This window comes from Bartonella sp. CM120XJJH (assembly GCF_042194715.1).
Lineage (GTDB): Bacteria > Pseudomonadota > Alphaproteobacteria > Rhizobiales > Rhizobiaceae > Bartonella.
The window spans coordinates 1-639 of sequence record NZ_JBHINE010000124.1; the positions used below are offsets into that span (position 1 = coordinate 1).

Annotated in this window: 1 protein-coding gene and 1 pseudogene; both read left to right on the forward strand. The window is 44.0% G+C overall.

All coding sequences use genetic code 11. From position 1 onward, the window contains the following. Nucleotides 1–317, forward strand: a pseudogene (locus ACFIKU_RS10150) (baseplate assembly protein); the annotation flags it as partial. Beyond that, nucleotides 317–639 (forward strand): phage tail protein (locus ACFIKU_RS10155; RefSeq protein WP_375657436.1); only part of this gene is annotated, 323 nt, incomplete at its 3' end. The pseudogene ACFIKU_RS10150 and the gene ACFIKU_RS10155, both read left to right, overlap by 1 nt.

A 639-nucleotide genomic window follows, 5' to 3' on the forward strand; every position in this document is an offset into this window, starting at 1 on the left:
ATATCATCATGACCAATGATACAATCATTGTTCACGCTGCTGTTAAAAAAGTGCTGGATTTAGAAGCAGATGTTTGGCTGTTACCAGAAACATCTTTGAAAATTCTCACAACAATGAAAACAAATTTAAGAGCAGCATGGAGACAAGAACAAGCCATTGGTCGTGAATTAAGTTTGTCGTGGTGGATTTCGAAACTCATGATTTTTGGTATCCAAAAAGTGATCGCCATTGCACCAACAAGGGACAGTACGGTTTGTGATGAAGAAGTTTTATCGATTGGAAAAATCACCTTAAACTTCAAAGGGCGTGCGCGCTAATGGTTGGTTCCCTCCTTCCCACAAACGCAACAGAATTTGAAAAGCGCCTTGCTGATGCTTGCGATTTTCATCAAGATATTGATGATTCTGTTTTGGGGATTTCACGCGCAAAACTGATCACACGCCCTCCCCGTTTCTTGCCGTGGCTGATTGAAGAATACGGGCTTGGAGAGCTTACACCTTATGTTCCAAATCTCTATGATTTGATTGATCAGGGTCTTGCATGGCAGAGGATACGTGGCTCTCTTGCGGCAATAGAGATGGGGCTTGAATGGCTAGGGATTTCAGCATGCTTTCAACCCGCCTGGACGGGGCGCGCATG